The sequence below is a fragment of the Mycobacterium sp. TH-M15 genome (assembly GCF_057473705.1).
Genome location: NZ_JBYCLB010000679.1, coordinates 1 through 2,185, shown reverse-complemented (window position 1 = coordinate 2,185; position 2,185 = coordinate 1). Strand labels below are relative to the sequence as shown.

4 protein-coding genes and 1 pseudogene are annotated in these 2,185 nt (G+C 72.0%); 3 read left to right on the top strand and 2 right to left on the bottom strand.

Annotated elements, in window-relative coordinates; translation table 11 throughout:
- Positions 1-217, top strand: a pseudogene (locus AC2VNT_RS16650) (IS256 family transposase); the annotation flags it as partial.
- A 59-nt stretch (positions 218-276) separates the two neighbouring features.
- Positions 277-633 carry a DUF732 domain-containing protein gene (locus AC2VNT_RS16645; protein ID WP_486947906.1) on the top strand — a complete coding sequence of 119 codons (357 nt, stop codon included), beginning with the start codon at positions 277-279 and terminating at the stop codon, positions 631-633.
- A 12-nt stretch (positions 634-645) separates the two neighbouring features.
- Here AC2VNT_RS16645 and AC2VNT_RS16640 read toward each other — a convergent pair whose 3' ends face one another.
- Entirely contained in the window at positions 646-921 is a 276-nt protein-coding gene (locus tag AC2VNT_RS16640) for a DUF732 domain-containing protein (protein WP_486947905.1), read from the bottom strand.
- 127 nt (positions 922-1,048) lie between these two features.
- On the opposite strand from AC2VNT_RS16640, the gene AC2VNT_RS16635 reads away from it, so the two are divergent.
- On the top strand, positions 1,049-1,807 hold the full coding sequence (locus tag AC2VNT_RS16635) for an enoyl-CoA hydratase (RefSeq protein ID WP_486947904.1): 759 nt from the start codon (positions 1,049-1,051) through the stop codon (positions 1,805-1,807).
- A 9-nt stretch (positions 1,808-1,816) separates the two neighbouring features.
- Here AC2VNT_RS16635 and AC2VNT_RS16630 read toward each other — a convergent pair.
- On the bottom strand, positions 1,817-2,185 hold a 369-nt coding region (locus AC2VNT_RS16630; protein WP_486947903.1), incomplete at its 5' end, for a 2-oxo acid dehydrogenase subunit E2.

Here is a 2,185-nt window from a genome sequence, read left to right as displayed (position 1 = left end):
CTATCAGCCGGTGACGGCCAAGACTCCCGACGGCCCGGTTACCCTGGAGCGGCCCAAGCTGCGCGCCACCGCCACGTTCGCTTCAAGGCTGTTCGGCAAGCACGTCAGCAAGACCAACGCGCTGGAGTCGCTGGCGAAAGCCTCCATCGTGCGTGGGTTGTCGGTGCGCGACGTCGGGGCCACCCTGGTGGATACGCTCGGCGATCAAGCCGCGATCTTGAGAGGTCCGCGGTGAACCGTGCCCGCGGGAATCGGCGGGGACGTAGCATTCCTCAGATGAGCCGGATTCTCCAGAGCGCCGTGGCCGCCGCGGTCGCGACCGGCGGGCTGTTCGTCGCCGCACCCGCCCACGCCGACGACGCCAGCTACCTTGCCGCGCTCAACGCGCAGGCAGTGTTCCGCTCCGGCACCCCCGGGGCGCGGCTCTCCGCCGGCCACAAGTTCTGCAACCAGCTGCGCGGCGGGGCCACCCCGGACGAGATCGTGGCGGCGGAGTCACCGAGGCTGCGGACGTTCGGCGCGCCGTCGATGGTCGATGACCTGCGGGTGAACATGCCAGAGGTGATCGACATCGCCCAGCACGAACTCTGCCCGGAGACACTCGGCGGACCGCCGGCGGATCCGCCGGCTTGACCCGGTGCCGGCTCAGCGTCGGATGGTGTCCGGGCAGATCTCGTCGCGGGCCGCGTCGATCTGGGTGACCGCGGCCGCCGGGCTCTCGAAGAACACGTGGGTCAGTTCGCGGACCAGGTCGGCATCGGTGGCGCGCACCCGCAGCCGGCCACACAGGTAGTGCCCGGTGCTCAGCCGGACGTTCTGGGTCATCGGGATGTCCACCCCGGATCCGTTGAGCCGGGCCAGGTAGCTGGCATCATCCGCGCGGGCCGGGGCGGGAACCGCCGCCAGGACGGCACCCGTCACGGCGGCCACGGCAAGCAGCAGGCGGGTCGTCATGTCGAATATCAACTTTCGCCGATTCGCGTTCACACATATCGGTGCGCTGGAAGGTCACCTGCAAAACTACACGCAACCAACCTGGAGGTGCTCGATGGCTCAATCCGATCTCGTGCTGTTCGGCGTCACCGACCGGGTGGCCGTCATCACCGTCAACGACCCGGACCACCGGAACGCGGTCACCGGCGAGATGTCGGCGCGGCTGCGCGACGCCGTGCAGCGAGCCGAGGCCGACCCCGGCGTGCACGCGGTGGTGGTCACCGGCGCGGGCCGGGCGTTCTGCGCCGGCGCCGACCTGTCGGCGCTGGGGGCGGCCACCGAGGACGGCCTGTTAGCGCTCTACGACGGGTTCATGGCGGTCGCCGAGTGCCGGCTGCCGACGATCGCCGCGGTGAACGGTCCGGCGGTCGGCGCCGGGCTGAACCTGGCCCTGGCCGCCGATGTGCGGATCGCCGGGCCGGCGGCGCTCTTCGACTGCCGGTTCCAGCAGCTCGGGCTGCACCCGGGTGGGGGCGCCACCTGGATGCTGCACCGGGCGGTCGGCCCGCAGGTCGCCCGGGCCGCGCTGCTGTTCGGGATGCGATTCGACGCCGAGGCCGCCGTCCGGCACGGGCTGGCGCTGCAGACCGCCGGCGACCCGGTTGCCGCGGCTCTGGCCCTGGCGGCCGGCCCGGCGGCGGCGCCGCGAGACGTGGTGCTGGCGACCAAGGCCACCATGCGGGCGACCGCCAGCCCCGGCTCGACCGACGCCGAGCTGCACGAGTTCGCCAAACACACCGAGCTGGGACCGCAGGCGACGTCGATCCGGTCCCCGGAGTTCACCGCCCGGCTTGCCGCGGCCCGCAACCGGTAGCCGGGCGGCTCACAGGTCCAGCAGCGCGGTGCCCGGCGCCTCGACCAGGTCACGCAGCCGGCACAGGAATCCGGCCACCTGCGCGCCGTCGGCCACCCGGTGGTCGAACGCGCAAGTCAGCCGCGTCTGCGGGCGGGCGACGATCGCGTCGTCGACCACCACCGGGCGAGGCTTGATCGACCCCATCCCCAGGATCGCGGCCTCCGGGTGGTTGATCACCGGCACCCCGTCGTCGAGCCCGAGCGCACCGAAATTCGACACGGTGAACGTCGAGCCGTGCAGCTCGGCCGGTTTCAGGGTGCCGGCCCGGGCATCACCGATCAGCCGGGCCACGGCATCGGCAAGTTCTCGGGTGGTCTTGCGGTGCGCGTCGAAGAC